This window comes from Flavobacterium hydrocarbonoxydans, from assembly GCF_009789235.1.
Lineage (GTDB): Bacteria > Bacteroidota > Bacteroidia > Flavobacteriales > Flavobacteriaceae > Flavobacterium > Flavobacterium hydrocarbonoxydans.
The window spans coordinates 97,721-122,335 of the sequence record NZ_WSTB01000004.1 but is presented as its reverse complement, the minus strand read 5'-3'; the positions used below and the strand labels follow the sequence as shown (position 1 = coordinate 122,335).

Genomic DNA, 24,615 nt, shown 5'->3' with positions numbered 1-24,615 from the left:
GTTTCTAAACAGAAACCTTATTTTTATGAAAAAGCTATACTTTTTGTTGCCGTTTGTTTTTCTGGCTTGCAAAACCAATTCGCCTATCCAGACCGAAGTGTCTTCAAAAACCAATACAAAACCTATTGAGGTAACGTATAAAGTAAAAGAAGAAGATGTTGCTTCAACTTTAAAATACCTGTCATCGGATGAATTGGAAGGAAGAGAAACCGGAACAAAAGGAATTGAAAAAGCAGCGGTTTTTCTGGAAGATTTTTTCAAAAAAAACAATGTAAAACCTTATTTCGTAAGTTATCGCGATACCCTTACCAATTTTAAAACACCGGCTTATAATATTGTAGGCGTTCTGGAAGGAACTGATCCTGTTCTTAAAAAAGAGTTTGTGGTTTTAAGCGCGCATTATGATCATATAGGTGTTGAAAAAAACAAACAGGGTGATGTTATAAATAATGGTGCCAATGATGATGCTTCCGGGGTAACAGCTGTGGCTGAAATGGCAAAATATTTCAGTGAAACAAAATCGAATAAGCGAAGCATTCTTTTTGTGTTTTTTGCTGGAGAAGAAAAAGGATTGTTAGGTTCTAAAAGTTTAGTGCAGAAACTAAAAGCACAAAATTTTAATTTATATGCACAATTGAATATTGAAATGATTGGTGTGCCAATGAAACGCGATTATCTGGCTTACATTACAGGTTTTGACAAATCGAATATGGCGCAAAAAATAAACGAATATACCGGTAAAAACTCCATTGGTTTTTTACCAAAAGAAGCGGAATACGAATTATTCTACCGCTCAGATAATTATTCTTTTTATGATGTTTTCAAAAAACCTTGTCAGTCGATAAGTACTTTTGATTTTGAAAATTTTGAATTCTATCATCATCCTTCAGACGAATTCAAACTAATGGATATTCCGCACATGACTAATTTTATTCAGGAATTATTGCCGGCGGTAACGCAAATCGCAACTTCGCCAACGCAGGAAATTACTATGATTAAATAATCTGTCTTTTTAGCGGATTTGCTTATTTTTGTGGCATGAAAAATATTATTATCACAGGAACTTCAAGAGGAATTGGTTATGAACTGGCTTTGCAATTTGCAACAGCCGGGCATCAGGTTCTGGCAATTTCGAGAAAAATACCTCAGACACTTTTAGAAAATAAAAACATAACCTGCCTTTCAGTTGATTTGGCAGACGAATCGGCTTTGGGAATTGTTGATGATTTTTTGTCTAAAACCTGGAAAAAAGTTGATGCGGTAGTCCATAATGCTGGGGCTTTATTGCTGAAACCTTTTGCCGAAACGACTCAGGCTGATTTTGAAAGTATTTATAAAGTGAATGTTTTTGCAGTTGCAAATCTTACCAGAATTTGTTTGCCTTACCTTCAAAAAGGAAGTCATGTCGTAACGATTAGTTCGATTGGCGGTGTACGCGGAAGTCTAAAATTTGCTGGTTTGGCGGCCTATAGTTCGAGTAAAGGAGCAGTAATTACACTAACCGAATTATTAGCCGAAGAATATAAAGAACGCGGCATTGCATTTAATGTTTTGGCTTTGGGTTCTGTTCAGACTGAAATGCTGAATGAAGCTTTCCCAGGTTATCAGGCGCCCATTTCTGCAGAAGGAATGGCAACTTATATTAATGATTTTACTCTAAACGGAAATAAATATTTTAACGGAAAAGTGTTGGAGGTTTCTTCAACGAACCCTTAGTTGAAATTCCAATTTTTTAAATTTCAAATCTCAAATTCCAATTGAAAGAAACATCTAACTTTTAACAAATAACATCTAACTGCCAATTGAACGAAACTCTCGCGAAATATATACCAGAACATGCGGTAAAACCCGTTTTTGAATTGATTGTGGCCAATCAGGTTCATCTGAAAATCGTCAATGAACGCCAAACGCGCCATGGTGATTACAGACGAGGCTTGAGTGGTAAACATGAAATTACGGTGAATGCGAGTTTGAATAAATATCGTTTCCTGATTACTTTAATTCATGAGATTTCGCATTTGGTGGCTTTTGAAAAATTTGGACGAAATATAAAACCTCATGGAAACGAATGGAAATATACGTTTCAGCGCATGATGGTACCGTTTATTCGCCCGGAGATTTTCCCGGGACAATTGCTGCCGCTTCTAGCGAGGCATTTTAAGAACCCTACGGCGAGTAGTGATACCGATACGACTTTGTCTTTAGCTTTGAAGCAATTCGATAAGGAAAACGATAAAAATTATGTTTTTGAAATTCCGTACGGAAGTGTTTTCAGAATCAAAAACGGAAAAATATTTAAGAAGTTAGCCGTAAGGACCAAACGCTTCGAATGTATCGAAATCAGCTCTGGAAAAACCTATCTTTTTAACCCGAATGCTGAGGTAGAATTGATAAAAAATTCCAATTAGAAAATTCCAAATTCCAATCTGCAATAAACTTCAATAAAAAATCCAAATTCCAAACTTAAAAATTGGAATTTGGATTTTTTTATATTGGGATTTAAAAGGATTTATCCTTTCAAATAGGCTTCTCGTACTTTTTTGAATAAATTAGAAGAGTAAACAAATTTCACAATGTCTTTGTTATCCGTTCTGAAGATTTCTTCTTTGGTTCCCTGCCAGGCTTTAATTCCCTTTTTTAAGAAAACAATATTCTCGCCAATTTCCATTACCGAGTTCATGTCGTGCGTATTGATTACGGTTGTAATATTATATTCTTTGGTAATTTCCTGAATCAGGTTGTCTATTAGGGTTGAGGTGTTGGGATCAAGACCAGAGTTGGGTTCGTCGCAGAATAAATATTTGGGATTGTTTACAATTGCACGTGCAATCGCGACACGCTTTTGCATACCACCTGAAATTTCTGAAGGTAATTTTTTATGAGCATCTACTAAATTTACTCTTTCCAGAACAAAATCAACACGTTCTTTGATTTTTGCCTTGTTGTCATTGGTAAACATTCTCAATGGGAAAGCCACATTTTCAGCTACAGTCATCGAATCGAATAAAGCACTTCCCTGAAAAACCATTCCAATTTCAGTTCTTAATTCTCTTTTTTCATCCGGATCTAATTCAGAATAGACACGTCCGTCAAACTCAATTGTACCAACATCAGGAGTGTGAATTCCTAATAAACTTTTTAATAATACCGTTTTTCCAGAACCACTTTGTCCGATAATCAGGTTGGTCTTTCCAGTTTCAAAAACTGTCGAAACTCCTTTTAGAACCCTACTGTCACCAAATGATTTTTCTAAATTTTTTACTTCTATCATGATCCTAATAACAATTGTGTTAGTATATAATTGAAAAGAATGATGGAAACCGATGTCCAGACAAACGATACCGTACTTGCTTTTCCTACTTCAAGCGCTCCACCTTTCATATAATAACCATGAAATGATGGAATTGTAGCCAGTAACATCGCAAAGATTAAGGTTTTGATAAAAGCATAGGTAATATGAAACGGAATAAAATCCATTTGAGCACCATCAATAAAATCGGTACTGGTTGTAAAACCACCGTAAACTCCAGCTAACCAGCCACCAAAAATGCCTAAAAACATACTGATCCCAATAACAAATGGGTACAATAATAAAGCGATAATTTTAGGAAAAACCAGGTAGTTTAATGAGTTTACACCCATTACTTCAAGAGCATCAATTTGTTCTGTAACACGCATGGTACCGATACTGGATGTAATAAAAGATCCCATTTTACCAGCCATAATAACCGAAATAAAAGTAGGAGCAAATTCCAGGATCACGGATTGACGTGTGGCAAAACCAATTAAATATTTTGGAATTAAAGGATTGGTTAAGTTTAATGCTGTCTGAATCGCTACAACTCCTCCAACGAAGAAAGAAATAAAGCAAACAATACCAAGAGAGTCAATAATTAAGTCGTCTATTTCTTTGAAAATTAATTGTCGCATAACAGGCCATTTGGTCTGTTTATTGAAAATTTCTTTCAGCATTAAAAAATATCTTCCTATTTGAGATAAATATCGAATGAGCATCATAGTTTTACAAATATTGGCTAAGGTAAAAAGAAGTTATGAGTTTTGGGGCATGAGTTAATGAATTTCGGTAGTTTTCCGAATCAAATTAACTTTTGTTTCATTTTCTCAAAACGATATTTTCTAATAAATTTAGCTTGTTCTGGAGTAACTAATAAAGGTGTTTTGGCTGATTTTGCTTTCCAGAATCCTTTTATGTAATCGAAAAAGAGAAATGGTTTCTTCTTCATCATCGCCAGTTTGGCCGAGGCAATAGCCGTAATCCAGAAACCGTAGCCTAAAGTATAGAAAGCTTCGCCCTGTTTATAACGGGCCGTTTTATTATAGTTGGCGCCAGTTGGTTTTAAGTGTTTTACATGAAGAGATTCATCGGTTACGATTTTCCAGTCATAAAATTTACACAATAGTTCGTCAACAGTATCCCAGCCCATTGCCGGTTTTAGACCTCCAATTTGTTGATAGGTTTCCTTGCGATAGGCTTTTAAAGCTCCGCGAATATGATCCTTATCAGTTAGGTTCTCCAGAACCCAATCGCCGTTTTTTTCGATGTAGCAAAAACCGCCCACCATTCCAATTTTTGGGTCGGATTCAAAGTGTTTGATGATCGTTTCGAAATAGTTGGGTGGAAAAATTAAATCGCCGTCAATTTTTACAATAATATCAAAATCATTGTCCAGCGTTTCAAATCCTTTTTGATAGGCCTGAATTACTTTGCTTCCGGGCATATGAATCGCATCTGATGTTTTGTTTACAACAGAAATATATGGATTTTCCTTGGCGAAACTTAAAACTACTTCTTCGGTTTTATCAGTCGAATTATCGTTTACCACAACTATTTTTGATGGTAAAACGGTTTGCGAAACCAATGATTGTAAAGTTAAACCAATTAAATCCTGTTCGTTATGCGCGGGAATGACGATGTAATATTTCATAAAATTTAAATTAAATCCCAATTTTTTAAAATTCCAAATTCCAATTTAAAGCTGGTTCAAATTGGAATTTGGAATTTAAATATTGGAATTTGTTTATGCTTTCACTTTTTCTGCCACAACAATATAATATCTTGGAGTGAAATATCTTAGTAATGGTCTGAAACCAATTTTTTTTACGGGATGCGTAAATTTTTCGCGTGCGGTAATTTTCCATCCTGTTTTTTCTAAAAGCCAGTCCAGCTGCCAGTCTTCAAATTCGTGGTAGTGTCTGTCCCACATATCTGTTTTGCTGCGATAAGCGGGTGAAAACCATAAACGCAACGGAATCGAAATTAATAATTTATCACATTTTACATTTTGTAAAACCGTATAAGGATTTAGTAAATGTTCGAAAATTTCAAAGGCTGTAAAAACATCATATTGTTCTGTTTGTAAAGCCGTTTGATTGTTGTCTAAATCTTCACCTGTTGTGTTTTTTACCGTATAACCATTCTCTTCCATGATTTTAGAGAAAGGATTTGGAACCCCTAAATCAAAAATAGTTTCTGAGGTAGCAACGTGTTTTTGTAGAAATTCTAAAGTATGTTTGAATCTTTTATTGGGAAACGTTTTTTCGTACATAGTCTTTACGCGGAACTAATCTATGGATTGTTCTTAAATTAAATTAGGTTGCAAATGTACTAAAAAAGTCCACATTTTGAGGTGCGGACTTTCTTTAGTTTTCAGTGACAGTTTTCAGTTTAGCAGACTGTAAACTGTAAATTGTGATTCAATACTTTTTTTTAATATCGATATACAAATGCATTAACATTCATTCCGGCTCCAACCGAAGCAAAAATGATTACATCGCCTTTATTGATTTCGTGGTTTTCTATTTTTCCTTGTAATATAAGGTCGTACAGCGTTGGAACTGTTGCAACACTGCTATTCCCTAAATCATGGATGCTCATGGGCATAATGTTTTCAGGTGGTGTTTTGTCGTATAATTTGTAAAAACGCTGAATAATTGCTTCATCCATTTTTTCGTTAGCCTGATGAATGAGGATTTTTTTAACCTCGTCAATTGCGATTCCGCTTTTGTCAAGGCAATCTTTCATCGCACACGGCACCTGACTCAAAGCAAATTCATAGATTTTACGGCCATACATTTTGATATATTTAATGTCTGGATCTAATTCTGGATTATACGATTTTCCGAAGAATAAAAAGTTGGCTTCATCATTGGCAAAAGTGGCACTTTCGTAAGACAATAAACCCGTTTCATCATCCGAGGCTTCTAAAATAGAGGCTCCCGCACCATCAGAATAAATCATAGAATCACGGTCATGATCGTCAACAACTCTTGATAAGGTTTCAGCACCAATTACCAAAACACGTTTTGCCATTCCGGATTTGATGAAAGCATTGGCCTGCAAAACTCCCTCAATCCAGCCAGGACAGCCAAAAAGAATGTCGTAAGCTACACATTTTGGGTTTTTGATATCCAGTTTATGTTTTACGCGAGTAGCCAAACTCGGAATCATATCTGATTGGTTGGTACCTGATTTTACATCGCCAAAATTGTGTGCAAAAATAATATAATCAATAGATTCCTTATCAATGTTAGCATTTGCTATTGCTTTTTCAGCAGCAAAAAAAGCTAAATCTGAAGTAGTATGATGGTCTTCGGCGTAACGACGGTTTTGAATTCCCGTTATGCCTTTGAATTTTTTAATTACAACTTCGTTTGGATAACCAAAAGGAGTTCCATCTTCATTTAAAAAAACATGTTTGTCAAAGTCTGTGTTCTGAACTTCTTTGTTCGGAATGTAACTTCCGATACCGATAATTTTTATTTTCATTATTCCTTATATCCAATAAATTCAAGGCTAATTTATAAATAAATAAATAATTATAGCCATAAAAAGTACTATGCACGCATATAATTATGGAATAATAATTTTTTATTGGAAATATTGGTTATTTTTTAATGAATTTTAGGTTTTGCCGAGATTTCAAACGTTTGAAATGGATTATGAGGTTAATTTTTTTTGTTTCAGGTTTCAGGTTTCAGGTTTTCTCGCGATGTGAATTTTAGAATCTTGTCAAAAATGCAACAAGTAAAATTTTAAAATGGATGTGACTCGTTAAAACGTTTTTTTTGCGTGAGGGATAGGAATAAGCTACCGAAGTAGCATGGATAGCCCGACAGTATTTAAGAAAAGGCCTCATAAGCGCAAAGTGGGTTAGGCCTTTTTTTAAATACTGGCACGCCCAGATTATTTTAGATTTTAGATTTTAGATTTTCCAAAAAAATCGCTTCGTACTTTTTTGGAATTTGGAAATTGAAAAATAAAACCCGACAAGTTTGAGGCCTGTCGGGTTTAAATATTTATAGAAAAACGTATTTCTTAGTTTTCCATGTAAGCTTCGATAGGCGCACAGCTGCAAACTAAATTTCTGTCACCGTAAGCATCATCTACACGACGAACAGATGGCCAGAATTTATTTTCAGCGATGTATTCTAATGGGTAAGCTGCTTTTTCTCTGGTATAAGGGAAAGCCCAGGTATCAGTAGTTAACATTGCCAATGTGTGCGGTGCATTTTTCAATACATTGTTTTTATCATCAGCAGTTGCCGCTTCAATTTCTTTTCTGATTGAAATAAGCGCATCACAAAAACGATCTAATTCTGCTAAATCTTCAGACTCAGTTGGTTCGATCATTAAAGTTCCAGCTACCGGGAAAGAAACTGTTGGTGCGTGGAAACCGTAATCAATTAAACGTTTTGCGATATCACCCACTTCAATTCCGTTTTCTTTGAATGAACGGCAATCCAAAATCATTTCGTGAGCCGCTCTTCCGCATTCTCCAGTATAAAGAATTGGGTAGTGTCCTTCGAAACGGGCTTTCATGTAGTTCGCATTCAAAATAGCATGCTCAGTAGCGCTTTTTAATCCTTCAGCACCCATCATAGTAATGTAACCGTAAGAGATTAAACATACTAAAGCTGATCCGTAAGGTGCAGATGAAATAGCGGTAATCGCTTGTTCGCCACCTACTTTTAGGATTGGGTTTGTTGGTAAAAAAGGAACCAGTTTTTCGTTTACACAAATTGGTCCAACTCCAGGTCCACCGCCACCATGAGGAATAGCGAATGTTTTGTGTAAGTTTAAGTGACAAACGTCAGCGCCAATGGTAGCCGGGTTGGTTAATCCAACTTGTGCGTTCATGTTGGCACCATCCATATATACTAATCCGCCATTGTCGTGGATTAATTTAGTAATTTCGATAATTGAAGATTCGAAAACTCCGTGCGTAGAAGGATACGTTACCATTAAACAAGATAAATCATCTTTGTGTTCAATCGCTTTTTCTCTTAAATCTTCTACGTCAATGTTTCCTTCCGGAGTAGTTTTGGTAACGATGATTTTCATTCCGGCCATCGCTGCAGAAGCAGGATTGGTTCCGTGAGCCGATGAAGGAATCAAACATACATTACGGTGGCTATCGCCTCTTGATAAATGGTACGCACGAATAGCCATTAAACCAGCGTATTCTCCCTGTGCTCCTGAATTAGGCTGCAATGTTGTTCCGGCAAATCCAGTAATAACATTTAATTGCTCCTCTAATTTTTTAAGCATCGTGATATAACCTTCCGCTTGCTCTACTGGTGCAAATGGGTGAATGCTGTTCCAGTTTGGCATTGATAAAGGTAACATTTCTGAAGCTGCGTTTAATTTCATCGTACAAGAACCTAATGAAATCATCGAATGATTCAATGATAAATCTTTACGCTCTAATTTTTTGATGTAACGCATGATCTGACTTTCCGAATGATGATTGTTGAATACATCATGCGTTAAGAAAGGCGATGTTCTTTCTAATGAAGCTGGTAATTGACTTGCTTCTGTTAATTCAGAAACCGTAAAAGTTTCTTTTCCTAAAGCTTCAGCAAAAATCGCTATAATTTGGTTGATGTCAGCAATGGAAGTCGTTTCGTTGAATGAAATAGAAATCGTATCCGCATCAACATAGAAAAAGTTTACTTCGTTTTTCTCTGCTATGGCTTTTACTTTTTGAGCATCTGCTTTTACCAAGATAGTGTCAAAGTAAGCCGTGTTCGTTTGGTAAACGCCTAATTTATTTAAAGCTTCAGCAGCTGTAACTGCCGATGCGTGAACTTTACCAGCAATATACTGTAATCCTTTTGGTCCGTGGTAAACTGCGTACATTCCGGCCATAACCGCTAGTAAAACCTGAGCAGTACAAATGTTTGAAGTTGCTTTTTCACGTTTGATGTGTTGCTCACGGGTTCCTAAAGCCATACGTAAAGCGCGGTTTCCGTTTACATCAATAGAAACTCCGATGATACGACCCGGCATAGAACGTTTGTATTCATCTTTAGTAGCAAAAAAAGCAGCGTGAGGACCACCATAACCCATTGGTACACCAAAACGCTGAGTCGTTCCAACCACTACTGCAGCTCCCATTTCTCCTGGAGAAGTTAAAGTCGCTAATGATAAAATATCAGCAGCAAAGGCTACTTTGATTTCGTTTTCTTTTGCTTTAGCAACAAAAGCGGTATAATCGTTTACCTGACCATATTTTCCCGGATATTGCAAAATCGCTCCGAAGAACTCATTCGAAAAATCAAAAGTTTCGTGGTTTCCAACAACCAATTCAATTCCAACCGGAGTTGAACGTGTTTGAAGGATCGATAAAGTCTGAGGTAAAATTTCTTCAGAAACGAAGAATTTATTTGTGTTGTTTTTCTTTTGATCACGTGTACGAACGTCAAACAATAAAGCCATTGCTTCAGCAGCTGCAGTACCTTCATCCAATAAAGAAGCATTGGCAATTTCCATTCCTGAAAGTTCAATAACAGTAGTCTGGAAATTTAAAATAGCTTCCAGACGACCCTGAGCAATTTCTGCTTGGTAAGGTGTGTAAGCCGTGTACCATCCTGGATTTTCGAAGATATTTCTTTGAATTGGAGCCGGAACAATAGTTGGGTGATAACCCAAACCAATATACGATTTGAATACTTTATTTTTCTTTCCTAATTCCTGAATATGATTTGCAAATTCATATTCGGTCATGGCAGGATCTAAGTTTAATGGCGCTTTTAGACGAATATCATCCGGAAGTGTTTCGTAAACAAGTTGTTCGATCGATTCAACTCCAATAGTTTGTAACATGTGTTGAAGATCTGTTTCTCTTGGGCCAATGTGTCTTAAAGCAAAAGCATCTGTTCTCATTTGTAGCTATCTATTTTTTTTAAAAGTCAATGTAATATGCAAAGCTAATTTCGATTTAATCGAGTGTTTCTCTATGTTTATTACATTTTATAGTAAATGTGTTGTTTTTTTGTGGCGCAAAATTAAGTATTATTAATAATTTAATGGGTATTTTTAACTTCAATTTTTATGAAATTTATAACTAAAGAGTTGATTTGTTAATAATTGATTAGATTTAAGGAATGAAACTATTGAAACAGATATTCGATTTTTACCTGAACAGCAGTATTCATGTGGCTTTGTCGTGTTATGCTTTGGTTCGGATTACGTTTCATTTCTTTGACATTCAATATAATGAAGCAATGGCGTTGTTCGTTTTTTTCGGAACAATTGTAGGGTATAATTTTGTTAAATACGATGCCTTGGTTCGTGTCAAAAGAAAACCTGTTGGAAACCAATTAAAAATCATCGCCGTTTTGAGCTTTATTTCGCTGATTTTGGTGGGCTATTATTTTTTCCATTTAAAGAGAATCAGCCAAATTGTATCGGTTTTAATTTTTCTAATAACCGCGCTTTATACACTTCCGTTTTTTCCAAACCGAAAAAATGCCCGCAACTGGGCCGGAGTAAAAATTTATATTGTAGCACTTTGCTGGGTGGGCGCAACCTTGGTTTTACCCTATATAAATGCCGAAATTCCGTTTACCTCCAATTTTTTTATAAAATGCATTCAGCGTTTTGTTTTGGTTTTTGTGCTGATTTTGGTTTTTGAGATTTTAGATCTGGCCAATGATGATCCGCATTTGCAAACCGTACCGCAAACCATTGGGGTAAAGCGAACTAAAATTTTAGGATTTTCATTATTAGTTCCGTTTTGGGTTTTAGGAATTTTGAGTTTTACACTTCATGACCTAATTATCAATCTTGTAATGGTCGTTACATTGATGTTGTTTATTCTGTTTGCCAACACCAACCGCTCTAAATATTATACTTCTTTCTGGGTAGAGAGTGTCCCTATTTTTTGGTGGCTGATGATTGTTTATTTTTAAAAAAAGGCATTTAATTTTCTAAATAATTTGGGCGTGCCCCTCCGGGTCGGGCTATCCGCTACAAGTCCTCGCACTTCCTTCGTCAGGCTGCGGGCTTTTCGCTACTATCCCTCACGCAAATCGTAAAATGAGAAAATTTATTTTCAAAAGAGAGTCAAGTCAATTAAGCATGATTTGTAAAATCTTCTCAATCTGCCAAATCTGCGAGAGAAAAAATCTATTTCGTTTTTTGTTCAGCCAATGCTAAATCTGTTTTTTCAGATACTTTTTTTAAGGTTTTATTTCGTTCCAAAAGAAAATTAGTCAAATGCTTTTTCAAAAATAAAATATCAAATAATTTTCCAAAAATACCAAACGGAGTTTCATAATGTAATTTGTCCGTCATGGTCGTGAACCCGTTTTCTTCTTCATAAATATGTTCATGTCTGAAAGATTTGAATTTTCCTTCTTCCATTTCATCCACAAAATAATCATAGAAATTCATGACCGGAATTCTGCTTTTGTGCGTGAGATAAAACCCGAAATGTTTACCACGCCAGGTTACCGTTTCATCCAGATTAATTAATCCTGAAGTAATTCCGGCAATAGCTTTTTCATTTGTTTTGCTCGCAGATTGCATGTGAATGCTGATATTTCTTGAAGCATCAAAAACGATTTGTTTTGAGGCGTATATTTTTGTTGTGAGGGTTATGGTTGTCATTAATTTATTTTTTTGCGCAATCTTGTTATTTCGACGAGAAGCTAGACAAAGATTGGAATTTCGTTGCGGAGATTTACTTCGTTTGTTAATTATTGTTCAAGTCTCCTTCGTCGGGTTTGTTTGTTTTTAAGATTCTTGTTTTCGTGAAGTTTCTTCCTTGCCCGCAATGATGATAACGTCTTTTTTTTCCGTGAGGGATAGGAGCTGGCTACCGAAGTAGCGCGGATAGCCCGACCGCAATAAATAAATGGGCTAATCAGCAAGCTGTTGATTCGCCCATTTATTTATTGCGGTCACGGCCTGATTATTATTTACTTAGGACTCGTAGCAATTACAAACTTTAAGTTGTTCTTGACTCCTATTTGCAGTACATCTACCAAATCCTGCACCTGCAGATTAAACGGAATTCTGACTACGACTGTTTGTTGTTTATCTGCTCCTATTTTTGACATTAGACTGGTTTCGAGATTTTCGAAATCAACGGGTTCTTTGTCGATGTAGAATTTCTTGTCTTCGGTAACCGATAAACTGATTAATTGTTTATTGGTTTTTTCGTTTGCCTTTGCTTTTGGCAAGGTCATTTTGATCACATTAGGATTTGCCAGCGTTGAGATAATTAGGAAAAACAACAGCAGGAAAAACATAATATCACTCAAGGATGAAGTCGCCACTTCGGCATGAAACCTTCTTTTTCTTTTGATAGACATACCTTATGCTCTTTGAATTATATTTACAAATTCTAAAATTTGCTTCTGGATTTTTAAAGCAAAATCATCAATTTTTCCGTTTAGTATATGGTATGCGCTATAGGCGATAATCCCCACAATAAGCCCTGCCCCACTACTAATCATTTTTTCGTATAAACCTCCTGAAATGTTTCCGATACTAATATTTTCGGTAACGGAGATGCTGTAGAAAATTTTGATTACTCCTGAAATTGTTCCAACAAAACCTAACGTTGGCGCAATTCCGGCAATTAATCCAAGATGTCCTAAGCGTCTTTCCATTTCACCAATTTCGATATCGGCGGCACGATCCATATTGGATTCGATTTCGGCAATTGGTCTCCCGATTACCAGAACACCTTCTTTCAGGATATTGGCTGCAGATGTATTGTTTCTTTCGACAATGATTCGGGCCATTTCAATATTTCCGGAATTCAGTTTGTCACCTACTTCCTGAATTAGTTTTGAATCGGTTTTTGACGCTTTTGTAATGTATAAATATCGTTCTATAATTACGTAGAACGTATAAAACAAAAGGATGGCAATTGGAATCAGGAAAAAACCTCCTTTTAGGATAAAACCTAAAACTGAGATTTCGGTATTGGGAGCAATTTTTTCGATAACTACGTTTGATGCGGCGCTTGCAATGGTATCCGTTTGTAATTGAAGGAAGGTAAACATATTTTAATTCGTGTTTTTAATAATTAATTCTAAAAAATATTTCAATTTTGCAATAAAGATAATTTTCGCTGTAATATAAAACTAAAAAAATCGAAAATTATTTCAATCAGGAACCTTTTTATCCAAAATAGATGAACTATCAAGAAACCACGCACTGGATGTTTAACCAATTGCCTATGTACCAATTGCAGGGCGCTTCGGCATACAAAGAAGATCTGACCAATATTAAATTACTGGCGGCGCATCTTGATCATCCGGAAAAGCAGCTGAAGTGCCTGCACGTTGCGGGTACCAACGGAAAAGGTTCGACCTCGCACATGCTGGCTTCTATCTTGCAGGAAGCAGGTTATAAAGTGGGTTTATACACTTCGCCACACCTGAAAGACTTTCGCGAAAGAATCAAAATTAACGGAGAAGAAATCCCGGAAGCTTTTGTTTGTGAGTTCATTGCAAAACACAAATCCTTTTTTGAAGCCAACGATATGAGTTTCTTCGAGATGTCGGTTGGTCTGGCCTTTGATTATTTCGCTTCGGAGAAAGTCGATATTGCAATTATCGAAGTGGGACTTGGCGGAAGATTAGACGCAACGAATATTATCACGCCTTTAGTTTCGGTCATTACCAACATAGATTTAGACCATACCCAGTTTTTAGGCAATACGCCTAAAGCGATTGCGGGCGAAAAAGCCGGAATCATAAAACCAGCTGTTCCTGTTGTTATTGGTGAATATACGCCTGAAACACAGCCTGTTTTTTTGGCTAAAGCCGAAGAAAACAAAGCACCGATTTACTTTGCTTCTGATTTAATTACCGAAGTTTTCCCTTCGGATTTAATCGGGGATTATCAGTTTCATAATAAAAAAACGGTGCAGCAGACTATTGAAGTTTTGAACGCTCAAGGCGAATTTAAAGTTTCGAACGAAAATCTAAAATCAGGTTTATTGAAGGTTTCGAAAAACACAGGTTTGCAGGGAAGATGGCAGCAGCTGGGTGAAAACCCGAAAATAATTTGCGACACAGCGCACAACAAACACGGTTTATCAGTTGTGATGAATCAGATCGGGAAGGAAAGTTTTGAAAAGCTGCATATTGTTTTAGGGGTTGTAAACGACAAGGACTTAGATGCTATTTTGCCTCTTTTTCCTAAAAAGGCACAGTATTATTTCTGCAAACCTGATTCGGCAAGAGGTTTGGATACTGAAATTCTAAAAGAAGCTGCTGAAAAACACGGTTTATTGGGAGAAAAATACGAATCGGTTACGGCTGCTTTTAATGAAGCCAGGAAAAATGCTTCGGCAAATGATTTTATTTATGTGGGCGGAAGCACTTTTGTAGTGGCCGAATTGCCGCTGGATGCTAAATGACACTAAAAGTTGTAAAAAAGAGCATTTCTAATAAATTCAACATCAGCTACATAAAAAAAATATTAAAAAAAGTTTAAATTTTTACTGCAAATCCTTTGCATAACTGAAAAACTAGCGTATATTTGCACTCGCAATCACGAAATGATAGCAACCTAGTAAAATAGGGCGATTAGCTCAGCTGGTTCAGAGCACCTCGTTTACACCGAGGGGGTCGGGGGTTCGAACCCCTCATCGCCCACAAACTTCCAAAAACTCCAAAGTCATTTGATTTTGGAGTTTTTTTTATTTTCTAAACCTATGGAATATATCGTTTATATTTTATTTAGCGAAAGCAAGAATAGATTTTATATAGGATTTACTTCTGATTTACAAGAAAGAATTATTCGTCATAATCAAAAAAGCAAAGGTTTTACTGGAAACGTAAATGATTGGAAAATTGTTTATACAGAAAACTATGCTACCAAAGAACTTGCATACAAAAGAGAATTACAAATTAAATCATGGAAAAGCAGAATCAAAATTCAAGAGCTGATTTCTAAAAAAGATTAGCTCAAATGGTTCAGAGCATTCCGATTTTTCATCGGAAGTGGTCGGGGGTTCGAACCCCTCATCGCCCACCAAGAAACTCCATTAGAAATAATGGAGTTTTTTTATGGCACATTGTTCGGTCACATTTTAGAAATTCCAAATATTTAGAAATTCCAATTTTCTAAATTCCAAATTCCAAACACGATATTAAAAATTTACCGCAAAGTTCGCTAAGTTTTTTTGCTCAGCTTTTATAAAAGGCAAAATTCGCAAAGCTTTGTATTGATTAAGCTTTGTGGTCTTTGCTGTAAATATTTAGAAATTCCAAATTTTCTAAAATTTCAAAGTCTTAATTAACGGGGCCTGGTAAATTATTACTGACCCCATTATCTTTTACCAGATGCTACATGCAATTCGACATGGTTGTTTTGTGTATTAGCTGTTTTAATAAAAACTAAATCCTGTGTATAGTCGTTTTCAAAAGGCATTATTTGCCAAGTGCCATTCGTTTCGCATTTAAAAGCGGTTTTGCACTTGAGAGTAAACTCTTTGTATTGCGATTTTACCGATGCAACATACACTTCTACATATCCTGAGGCCGTATTGCTTGTTTTGATAAATACTAAATCGGCACCATAACCATCAAAACCTGCCGTTGTCCAGACACCATCCTCTTCACAATCAAATGCGGTAACAACATTAAGAATTATCGTTCTGTAATTAGAAGCACCTGATGCAATAAGTACTTCTACTTTTTTTGACGCTGTGTTTTTTGTTTTAATGTATATCAGATCGGGCTGTAAACTCGTTTTCTGATAAAACGCCATTGTCCAGACACCGTCGTTTTCGCAATTGAAGACTGTAGCCGTTTGCAAAATCATTTTCTGATAACCAGAAGATCCCGATGCAATATGTAGTTCTACTTTTTTCGATTCTGTATTCTTGGTTTTGATAAAAACAAGTTCGGGAGCATTTTGAGGAACCCCGGAATTTAAAAAAAAGGGATTTTTAAAATTCATTAGTAACCATGTGCCGTTAGTTTCACTATTAAATACCGTTGGTTTATCAAAAGTGAGTTTCTGATATAAAAAGTCACCTGAAGCGGCTTTTATTTCTACTTTACCAGATTGCGTATTAGTTGTTTTAATAAAAACCAAGTCCAGATGATTATTAAAAAAGTTGTTTGACCCATATCTTGACATTGTCCATGTACCGTCGGTTTCATTTGCAAAATAGGTGGCTTTTTGAACAATAATCTCATGGAAAGGCTCAAAATTACATCCTATTAGTTTTCTGATTAAGCCCGACTCAGATTCAGGAAAATCCATAGGAATAATTCCGAAGCGAGCTTTTCCTTTGCCACCAAGATAGTCAAGCAATAATCGATTTGTTTCTTTTGCGAGCGTTTTAGGAGGAAAAAAAACACTTCCTCCCCCATCTAGTGTTCCACTCGTAAAGTTCATATACAACCTGTTCTCATTGTTTTTTGCCTTGTCCAAAACAGGTTTTACATGATTTTCGAATTTATTCTTCAATTTTACCGATAAATGCCCTCCAAATTTATCCTGAACACAGAACTTAATTCCTGCACTACTTTCCCATTCAGCAGTTTTGTCATCAGGCCAATTATCGTATATATTGATACCAATAGGAAAATTAGATAATGGTGCTATAAAGCGTCGCATAAAAATAATTTTTCCGCGCACTTCACCAAGTTTCGGTATTCGGTCTTCTTTATACCAATAGTCCAGATCTTTAATAACGGGCCATAACTTTTCATATAGCTCTACATTATCCTTATTTTTTTCGTGCGAAATAGACATCACGATACATTCAGATGGAAATTGTTGCAATAAAATAGTACTGGTTCTCAGAATATCATCAAAGGTAAATCCTAAAGATACGATGCCATGATACGCATCCATTTTACCGTCTTTTACTTTCAGCCTGATATCCCAAAACCGAATTCCATTTTTAAATTGAGTCTCAAGATTCATAGTTTGACATTGAGCCAAATTGCTTTCGTTGTAAGTACAGGTGTCATGCGTACCAGGTATGGTCAAATCATTCAGGCTTTTGCTATCTTCCAAATAGCTCATCCAGTTTTGTGTAAAGTGTGACATAGCAGTTGTGTTTTTAAAAATTGGTTAAAAAAATAATGCAAAGTTTTTTTATTTAAACCAATTCAAAATGCGTATAAACACCTGTTTTTCAATACAAAGCAAATAATTTTAACGAACCAGTGGAGAGTTTTAAAAATTTTTAACGCAGAGAACGCTAAGTGCTTTTTTTTGCGAAGTAGCTTTTATAAAAGAAAAAGTTCGCAAAGCTTTGTGTTGATTTAGCTTTGCGAACTTTATACGTTTTCAGGGATTCTTGGATAAAAATCTTTGCGGTCTTTGCGGTAAAAACACAATTAGGTGTCTAAATTATTTGTCAAGTAAATTTTTATAAATAACTCCGTCTTTTATAATCAACAATAATATTTTCTCATAGTCTTCCAAAATACTCAAATTGGTTAGGGGATTTCCGTCCACTAGTAAAATATCGGCATAAGCACCTTCTTCTATAACTCCCAATTTGTTTGGATAGGGGTTACGCTGACCGCTCAGGGTAAGTAATTCTGCATTTGTTGCAGTAGCCATTTTTAATATTTCATAAGGCTTATACCAGCGTAATAACTTGACAAGATCACCCGCTCTCTTAGCCGAATGCTCAGGCTCAAAAAGGCAATCTGTTCCAAAAGCTGTTTTTATGTTGTATTTTTTTGCAAAATTATAGGCTTTATCAGTACCGCTCATCATCGTTTGTTGTTTTATGCGGTTTGGTGAGCCTTCTGCATACAAACTTTTGCCATCATCTATAAAAGGCTGCAGACTTAACCAAGCCTTTTTATCTGCTAACATTTTTGCTGTTTCATCATCAATTAGCTGGGCATGGTCTATGCAAAGTACGCCCGCCCGCAATGCAGTTTGTATAGCTCTTGGTGTATAAGCGTGAACCGTAACATAAGTACCCCAGTTTTGTGCTGCATCAACAGCAGCTTTCATTTCGGCTTCTGTAAATTGAGATACATCTAAAGGATCATAAGTCGAAGAAACTCCTCCACCTGCAGCAAGTTTTATTTGTGTTGCGCCAAGGCGAAGCTGCTCCCGTACCCGTTTTAATACCTGATCCGGACCATCGGCTATTACACCAAAATTATTACGTTCGGTAAAATCAAGGCTTGCTGTAATATCTCTTGGAACTGCATTTGGACTAAGAAAATCACCATGACCACCGGTTTGGGAAATCATCGCACCTGAAGGATAAATACGCGGACCAATAATTAAACCTCTGTCTATCGCTTTTTGCAAACCTGCAGCGGGACCAGCAAGGTCTCTGAAAGTTGTAAAACCCTGCATAAGGTCTTTCTCTGCCGATTTTATAGCATTTGCAGTAATGTATTCTATATCGCTGTTCAGGAGTTCTACGAGGTTCATCGACTCCATCATGATATGGGTGTGCGCGTCAATAAGGCCTGGCATCAAAAATTTTCCTTTACCATCAATAATGGTAACATTTTGGCTTTTATCTGTGGGGATTGCTGCTGTAGAAATTTTACTAATCAGATTATTAACAATCAAAAGATTTCCGGTAATCGTTTTTTCGTCTTTACCATTAAAAATCTGAACGTTGTTGATCAGGATTGTTTTTTGAGCCATCGCATAAAATGAACTCATTACAATTGCAATTGTAAATAATTTTAGTTTTATAAGATTCATCTTTATGTGGTATTAAAATTATAAAACACTAATATAGTGAATCTTACATTAAATTATTGAATTACTCTGGGCGTTATAGGATAATAGCTAACTCATTTATAACTGACCTAATTTTGTACTTTTTAAGGGCACCGAAAAATAGTCATAGCATAACTTCTTTACATATATAACCCTGGTTTGCAAAAAAATCCTTTGGAAAATTCATTAAATAATTTCCGCGCAATTGCCACAGTATTAAGGTTCCGTCTTTAAGAAAAATCCATCGGGAAAAACTTCTCTCTGATTCTCTATTTTCTGTTAATTCAAAGAAAATAGCATCCTTGTATCTCCCGTTGTATTTCTTTTTATCAATTCCATTTTCCTCTAAATCCTCCTTGAATTCATTTTTTGCTTCTGTACTTAAGGATTTAGATTTAACCCAATGTATTTCTCCTAAACAATTACCGCAGTTTAGCGTGTATTTATATATCGGATTTTCGTTTAATAAATTTATTAAATCTTTTTTTCTGCGAATAATTGATCGTTTAGTAGTTAATAGCTCATTGACTCCTGAAATCGTATAGAATTGAATATTTTTTGAGATTGTTGAATCCTTTAATAACATTTCGAGGCACCTTCTTCCTACGAGTCCACCCCATTCTATTGATGACATATCAACAATTTCTGCTTTAGAGATTTCAAATTCTTTTTTCAGGGATCTAAAAGTTCCTGGAAATGCATTTCTAGCTTCTAAAAAATTTTCTTTGTCTGCTAGAAAAGTCGAATAGATTTCTTTAACAAATGAAGTATTAAAATTTATTCCGCTTAATCTTTCTTTGTTGTTTGGAAGTTTATCCGGTAATAATTGAGCTACTAACTCGGAAATTTTCGAATCGTAGATTCTTCTTTTCTTTGTATTCCACGGCAGCATATAAGGATATTGCCCAAACGAATATGCTGACAGCGTATCCTTTTCGTTTATTATGCTAACGATGATGACTGGATAATCATCTGTAGAATGAGAACCTTCAAGAGATGAAGCAGCATGATTTGCTTTTTTGTAGTCTTTGATAGTATTGATTGCGATAGCATCTATTTCCTTTGTTGTCTTTCTACCTTTTGTATATTCCTTCCAAAGATTTTCTGCATTATTAATAAGCCATAGAGAATCTCTGCCAAAGGAAATCAAAGGGTTTTTAAACGTAGCATAATCATTTGTATTTCTAATCGATTTAACTAATTCAGAAACTAATTTAGGGTCAATTCTTTTTATGATGGAGTCAGGCTTTTCTAATGAGGTAAGCAGGAGATCTTGCTTTTTAATCTGAAATTTATTATCAAAATTTGACCAGCCTCCATAAGCATCAGTAATAAGTATTTTATCCCAATCATTTGAAGGGTCATTATTATTTTGCCCAATTAAAATTTGGATTCCAAATAAAAAAATTAAGATAGTTAAAAATGGTTTCCTCATGATTATGACCAGTGTTTTTTTGTACTTGGGGCTGTTGTGGATTTTTGAAACTAACTTTCTATTAAGCCTATTGCTCAAATCAGTTGTAACTATTGGCAGATATTTTTATTTCAACACCCAAATTTCACTTCCACCAGTGGGGAAATATATTTTGTTCTTTTCAACAATTGGCGTTATGATTCCATAATTAAAAGGTTGAATAAAATTAATCTTTCCTTTATTTATGTTTACAGAATATAAATTTCTATTCATTGTTCCAAAATAAATATTTTCTTTATAATGGATAATATTAGTTTCTGCCAGGTCTTTATTTAAGTTTAATATCCAATTTGTTTTTCCATTTTCAATATGCAAAGAAATGATTTTGTTGTCATAAGTACTCAAGATTACATTTTTGTTTACAATGCAAGGTTCATACAATAAATCACAATTTAAAGATTTAGACCAAATTTCATTTCCATTCTCATAATTCAACATTAAAACTTTACCGTTTTTGAAATCTTTATCAAGTAAAACTAAAAGTCCTTTTTCTGTTTTATATTGACTAATAGTTTTGAAATTTTTATATTTATTTTCCCAAATTATTTTCCCGTTCTCATTGTTAATTGCCAAAAGTTTAGCTGTAAACTCTGAAAAACCTATATAAATTGTTTCTTTAAAAAACGCTGGTTTATTTGTCTCGGTAATGTTAGAGTCTTTCGGGAGAAACCATACCACTTTTCCATTAGTTTTATCTATTTTACTAAATCCATTTCCTTGTACTGAACCATAAATTGATTGATTATATCCAGCTAAATCATATCTTAAATTTATTTCGCCGTTAATCTTCCATTTTAATTTGCCTCTAATATCAAAACAATTTAAATCCGTCCCATATTCGGTTAAAAATAGATTTTGATCAACAATCAATGGTTCGTGAATGGGACTGTAATCTGTTTTGAAATTTAATCCAATTTTTCCATTTTCTATATTTACAGAATAAAAGTTATTATTTAAATCTGCGAAATATAATTGATTGTTATTAAAAACCATAGAAGATGACATCCAATCCAATTTTGCATTTTTCCAAAGCAATTTTACATATTTATTATTTTCGGATTCGCTATTGGCCTCTTTACAAGATAGAAAAGAAAGAAATAAAGCTACTATTAAATATTTTATGGTTTTCATTATCGGTGTTTTTTTTCTTCTAAAGTAGCTGCTAATATTTTTGCAGTTTGGCAAAGTGGGGAAATCGAAGAACTGAATTTTGTTTAGCACTAAAACCACAATATGTTGTGCGTTCGTTTTTATTTTTTCAGCTTATCAATTCTTTTTTCTAGTTCAGATTGATTTGCAATCTTATTTTGGTGTTTTATATTCTTAAATCCAAAATCCAAAAGTTCTGTTAGAAAGTCATTTTTGTATTTTCCGTTTAAGCGATTTTCTACAAGTTCAGTACGGCAGATAAAAATTTCAGCAAGTACATCAGCAGGAACTTCATTTGCAGATCCTGTTGTATTTAAAATCATTTCCAAAAAGTAATCAAACAATTGTTCGTCTCCGCCTTGGCAAGTTATAGCTTGCAGTTTAATTAAAGCAGGATTAAGTTTTTCTTCAGTAAAATTTACAAAGGAACATTTCCTTTATTTTCTGAATATTCTTTCATCGTGACGATAATTTCATGACGAGTTTGCCCGGACAAATTCACAGAAATGACAAAAACTAAAAGAGTGAATATTATTTTCATTAATTATTTTTTACGGTCTGTTTCGCTTATCATATATAATGTTACACCAAATACAAAACTACGTTTTTATTAAGTGAATTGCCGAAATCCGTTGTAGTAGCTGCTATGGGGTGGCCTTATTTTTACGTTAATGTTTTTACGTCATTATACAATATTTTTAAATGGTCGTCCGTCAAATCCATTAAAGGTTCATACATAAATGAATTAACGTGAATATTTTCTGGAGTCATTAAATTTACTCTATCTAAAATTCCTAAGTTGTCTTTTTCTAAAGGGAATTCTGCTCTATATTTATCGACAATTTGTCCTGTTTGTTTTTTCAATATATGATTATGAAAATTAGGGTCAACTATTTTTGAGATCATAAATTTTTCTGCAAGAAGTCTTATTCCAATTGAGATACAGATTTTATACTTTATGTCTATTGGGTTCCCATCTGCGATATTATAGATTTCCTCTGCTTTGGCAATTATAAGGTCAAAAACATTATAGTTTAAATTTGCTTTTATTTTTGTCTGTTGAAAAGTTGTGTTGAAAACATCTAAAACAGATTGCACTGTTATTTCTTCTGTTTTATTAATTCCTTTATCTGCTCTTTCAGGCTTCATATGAAGTAATGAAGTTAAAAGTAAATAATTATTGTTATCGTCTCCAATGGTGAAATCAATTAGGTTTCTTACAAATGGAACACAAGCAATAAAAGTAAAATCACAAATGTCATAATTACTTCTTAAGATTGGAAAGACATCTCTTTTTTCTCCGATACTTAACTCTATTTCTCCAGATTTCCTTGTTGTTGTCCAATTTCCTTGATAGTTAATTTTAGCTCCTAATCTACTTTTAATAGTTTTGTAGAAATCAAAATTATGAGTTAGAATAATCATAAAAAAATGAGGGTCGTCCAAAACGTCTTTTAGATATTCTATTATGGCGTATTTGTTTTTGTAATCAAATGAGTCTGCTATATCGTCAACAATTACAAGTTGGTTTTTGTTTAATTTCCTTCTTGTCTCAATTTGAAAAATAATATTCAAAAGATAAAAAACTCTTTGTTCACCCGTACTCAGTGATTCTTGTAATTCAGCACCACCTAAAAATTTTGTATCATCAGGCCCATTTCCATCTGTATATTTAAATAGCAAAGATGCAGGTTCGCTATTTAATATTACACTTTCTTGATTTTTAATATGTACTTCAAAAGGGACAGTGAATCTTCTTTTAAAAATATCAATTACATTTTTCCAATCATCTTGTTCCTTTTTTGCTTCGAGTATGATTTTATCCCTTTGAACAGATGAGTCTTTATGTAATTTTAAAAGAACATTAAACTCATTTTTGAATTTAGCTAAGTAGTTTAATACAAGCTTTTTCTTAAAATTAGATAAATCTGCAAATTCTTTAATGATTTCTTGATTTTCTTCAACGTAATTTCTAAACTTTCTTAGTTCTGCATTACTATTAAGTAACTTATCAATTTCATTGAATGTATTTGCTAATAAAGGATCTTTAAGAACTTTCTCTTTTTCGTTAAATATTAAATCTTCTAATTCTTTGGCATTTGTTATTTCCTGTTCTTTTATCTTTACTTTATGATTTGCTGAGAAGAAATTGTTGTCTTTGAGTGATTTTGTAACAGTGTCAGCATTATAATGATTAAATGTTCCCTTCATAAAAAGAGCGTCATTTTCATTAACAAGAGTGTCATAGACTTTTATGTAATCTTTAATTTTTGATTTAAAGTCTTTGCTTTCAAGAAATTTCATAGATTTATCATTAAATACTTCTGAATAAAGTATAGCTGAATATATTGGCTCTTTAATTTCATTTATTTCAGCATCATATCTTTCGAACATTTTGAAAAGGTCTTGTCTGAAAACCGATTCAATTTCGCTTTCAACTGCATTGCTCTTAATTCCAAATAATGGTTGAATTTGCTTTAAAAAATCATTTTTTGACTCATTTAGTTTTGAATTTAATGCGTCATATTCATTTTTAAGTTTTTCATTTGCAAGAATTGTCGATGCTTCTTTGAAATCTGCTGACTTCATTCTTTGAATAACAAAAATTTCATCCTTTTCGATATCAATTCCATCAATTTTTACTTGTCTGTGATTTATTCTGTTTGAAAAAATTCTGTCTTTTGAAACTTTACCTTCTGCTATATCATCAAATGTTGATGCAAGAGAAGATTTCATTACTCCGTTTGGAGCATAAATTAGTTGTGTTTTTGATTCTCCAAAGTTGAATTTATGTTTGAACCGTCTTATTCCATAACAGTTTTCTAAGTGAATTTCTAATTCTGTCATTTAGTTTGGTTTTTGTCTGTTATTATTCGTTGAAGTCTGAATGTCATCCTTAGCCTGACCGCTAACGTTCTGGTATTACTGCGGGTTTGAGATTAAATTAAAGCACATTCTTCGGATTTGCCAAATTCTTCCTAAATTCAAAACTATCTTT

General features: G+C 34.4%; 21 protein-coding genes and 1 tRNA gene. 7 read left to right on the top strand and 15 right to left on the bottom strand.

Annotation, left to right across the window (positions count from 1 at the left end; all coding sequences use genetic code 11):
- Nucleotides 1–25: 25 nt before the first annotated feature.
- The 3 genes from GON26_RS08355 (at nucleotide 26) to GON26_RS08345 (ending at nucleotide 2,408) form a co-directional block, all read left to right on the top strand.
- The gene (locus tag GON26_RS08355; protein WP_160374379.1) at nucleotides 26–1,003 is read left to right on the top strand and encodes a M20/M25/M40 family metallo-hydrolase; all 978 of its coding nucleotides are present in this window, start codon (nucleotides 26–28) and stop codon (nucleotides 1,001–1,003) included.
- A 35-nt stretch (nucleotides 1,004–1,038) separates the two neighbouring features.
- A complete protein-coding gene (locus GON26_RS08350) occupies nucleotides 1,039–1,716 on the top strand; it encodes an SDR family NAD(P)-dependent oxidoreductase (protein WP_160374378.1) in 678 nt (225 codons plus the stop codon).
- A gap of 86 nt (nucleotides 1,717–1,802) precedes the next feature.
- Complete coding sequence (locus GON26_RS08345; RefSeq protein WP_160374377.1) at nucleotides 1,803–2,408, top strand: SprT-like domain-containing protein; 606 nt, start codon at nucleotides 1,803–1,805, stop codon at nucleotides 2,406–2,408.
- Between the two features lie 101 nt (nucleotides 2,409–2,509).
- Here the strand turns inward: GON26_RS08345 and GON26_RS08340 are convergent, their stop codons facing one another.
- From GON26_RS08340 to gcvP, 6 genes are all read right to left on the bottom strand, one after another.
- Nucleotides 2,510–3,271: an ABC transporter ATP-binding protein gene (locus GON26_RS08340; protein ID WP_160374376.1), complete on the bottom strand. Its 762-nt coding sequence runs from the start codon at nucleotides 3,269–3,271 to the stop codon at nucleotides 2,510–2,512.
- Nucleotides 3,268–4,017: an MlaE family ABC transporter permease gene (locus GON26_RS08335; RefSeq protein WP_160374375.1), complete on the bottom strand. Its 750-nt coding sequence runs from the start codon at nucleotides 4,015–4,017 to the stop codon at nucleotides 3,268–3,270. The genes GON26_RS08340 and GON26_RS08335 overlap by 4 nt, the downstream gene beginning before the upstream one ends.
- An 80-nt stretch (nucleotides 4,018–4,097) precedes the next feature.
- Nucleotides 4,098–4,946, bottom strand: coding sequence for a glycosyltransferase (locus GON26_RS08330; RefSeq protein ID WP_160374374.1), 849 nt, complete (start codon nucleotides 4,944–4,946; stop codon nucleotides 4,098–4,100).
- Nucleotides 4,947–5,039: 93 nt separating this feature from the next.
- A complete protein-coding gene (locus GON26_RS08325; protein WP_160374373.1) occupies nucleotides 5,040–5,567 on the bottom strand; it encodes a class I SAM-dependent methyltransferase in 528 nt (175 codons plus the stop codon).
- A gap of 161 nt (nucleotides 5,568–5,728) precedes the next feature.
- Nucleotides 5,729–6,787, bottom strand: coding sequence for a 3-oxoacyl-ACP synthase III family protein (locus GON26_RS08320; RefSeq protein WP_160374372.1), 1,059 nt, complete (start codon nucleotides 6,785–6,787; stop codon nucleotides 5,729–5,731).
- A gap of 549 nt (nucleotides 6,788–7,336) precedes the next feature.
- Nucleotides 7,337–10,186: an aminomethyl-transferring glycine dehydrogenase gene (gene gcvP, locus GON26_RS08315; protein WP_160374371.1), complete on the bottom strand. Its 2,850-nt coding sequence runs from the start codon at nucleotides 10,184–10,186 to the stop codon at nucleotides 7,337–7,339.
- Between the two features lie 221 nt (nucleotides 10,187–10,407).
- Between gcvP and GON26_RS08310 the strand changes: the two genes are divergently transcribed.
- Complete coding sequence (locus tag GON26_RS08310) at nucleotides 10,408–11,214, top strand: UbiA prenyltransferase family protein (RefSeq protein WP_160374370.1); 807 nt, start codon at nucleotides 10,408–10,410, stop codon at nucleotides 11,212–11,214.
- A gap of 217 nt (nucleotides 11,215–11,431) precedes the next feature.
- On the opposite strand, the gene GON26_RS08305 is transcribed toward GON26_RS08310, so the two are convergent.
- From GON26_RS08305 to GON26_RS08295, 3 genes are all read right to left on the bottom strand, one after another.
- Nucleotides 11,432–11,914 carry an SRPBCC family protein gene (locus GON26_RS08305; RefSeq protein WP_160374369.1) on the bottom strand — a complete coding sequence of 161 codons (483 nt, stop codon included), beginning with the start codon at nucleotides 11,912–11,914 and terminating at the stop codon, nucleotides 11,432–11,434.
- A gap of 311 nt (nucleotides 11,915–12,225) precedes the next feature.
- Nucleotides 12,226–12,621: an ExbD/TolR family protein gene (locus GON26_RS08300; protein ID WP_047774417.1), complete on the bottom strand. Its 396-nt coding sequence runs from the start codon at nucleotides 12,619–12,621 to the stop codon at nucleotides 12,226–12,228.
- 3 nt (nucleotides 12,622–12,624) lie between these two features.
- On the bottom strand, nucleotides 12,625–13,320 hold the full coding sequence (locus tag GON26_RS08295; protein WP_160374368.1) for a MotA/TolQ/ExbB proton channel family protein: 696 nt from the start codon (nucleotides 13,318–13,320) through the stop codon (nucleotides 12,625–12,627).
- 131 nt (nucleotides 13,321–13,451) lie between these two features.
- Between GON26_RS08295 and GON26_RS08290 the strand changes: the two genes are divergently transcribed.
- The 3 genes from GON26_RS08290 (at nucleotide 13,452) to GON26_RS08280 (ending at nucleotide 15,233) form a co-directional block, all read left to right on the top strand.
- On the top strand, nucleotides 13,452–14,684 hold the full coding sequence (locus GON26_RS08290; protein WP_160374367.1) for a bifunctional folylpolyglutamate synthase/dihydrofolate synthase: 1,233 nt from the start codon (nucleotides 13,452–13,454) through the stop codon (nucleotides 14,682–14,684).
- Between the two features lie 163 nt (nucleotides 14,685–14,847).
- A tRNA-Val gene (locus GON26_RS08285) sits at nucleotides 14,848–14,922 on the top strand.
- A 59-nt stretch (nucleotides 14,923–14,981) separates the two neighbouring features.
- On the top strand, nucleotides 14,982–15,233 hold the full coding sequence (locus GON26_RS08280) for a GIY-YIG nuclease family protein (protein ID WP_160374366.1): 252 nt from the start codon (nucleotides 14,982–14,984) through the stop codon (nucleotides 15,231–15,233).
- A gap of 365 nt (nucleotides 15,234–15,598) precedes the next feature.
- On the opposite strand, the gene GON26_RS08275 is transcribed toward GON26_RS08280, so the two are convergent.
- From GON26_RS08275 to GON26_RS08250, 6 genes are all read right to left on the bottom strand, one after another.
- Nucleotides 15,599–17,335: a phosphatidylinositol-specific phospholipase C gene (locus GON26_RS08275; RefSeq protein ID WP_160374365.1), complete on the bottom strand. Its 1,737-nt coding sequence runs from the start codon at nucleotides 17,333–17,335 to the stop codon at nucleotides 15,599–15,601.
- 306 nt (nucleotides 17,336–17,641) lie between these two features.
- On the bottom strand, nucleotides 17,642–18,976 hold the full coding sequence (locus tag GON26_RS08270) for a metal-dependent hydrolase family protein (protein ID WP_160374364.1): 1,335 nt from the start codon (nucleotides 18,974–18,976) through the stop codon (nucleotides 17,642–17,644).
- Nucleotides 18,977–19,118: 142 nt separating this feature from the next.
- Nucleotides 19,119–20,429, bottom strand: coding sequence for a hypothetical protein (locus GON26_RS08265; protein ID WP_160374363.1), 1,311 nt, complete (start codon nucleotides 20,427–20,429; stop codon nucleotides 19,119–19,121).
- 105 nt (nucleotides 20,430–20,534) lie between these two features.
- Nucleotides 20,535–21,599 carry an outer membrane protein assembly factor BamB family protein gene (locus tag GON26_RS08260; RefSeq protein ID WP_160374362.1) on the bottom strand — a complete coding sequence of 355 codons (1,065 nt, stop codon included), beginning with the start codon at nucleotides 21,597–21,599 and terminating at the stop codon, nucleotides 20,535–20,537.
- A gap of 119 nt (nucleotides 21,600–21,718) precedes the next feature.
- On the bottom strand, nucleotides 21,719–21,940 hold the full coding sequence (locus tag GON26_RS08255; RefSeq protein ID WP_160374361.1) for a hypothetical protein: 222 nt from the start codon (nucleotides 21,938–21,940) through the stop codon (nucleotides 21,719–21,721).
- A 340-nt stretch (nucleotides 21,941–22,280) separates the two neighbouring features.
- On the bottom strand, nucleotides 22,281–24,464 hold the full coding sequence (locus tag GON26_RS08250; protein ID WP_160374360.1) for a hypothetical protein: 2,184 nt from the start codon (nucleotides 24,462–24,464) through the stop codon (nucleotides 22,281–22,283).
- Nucleotides 24,465–24,615 lie beyond the last annotated feature (151 nt).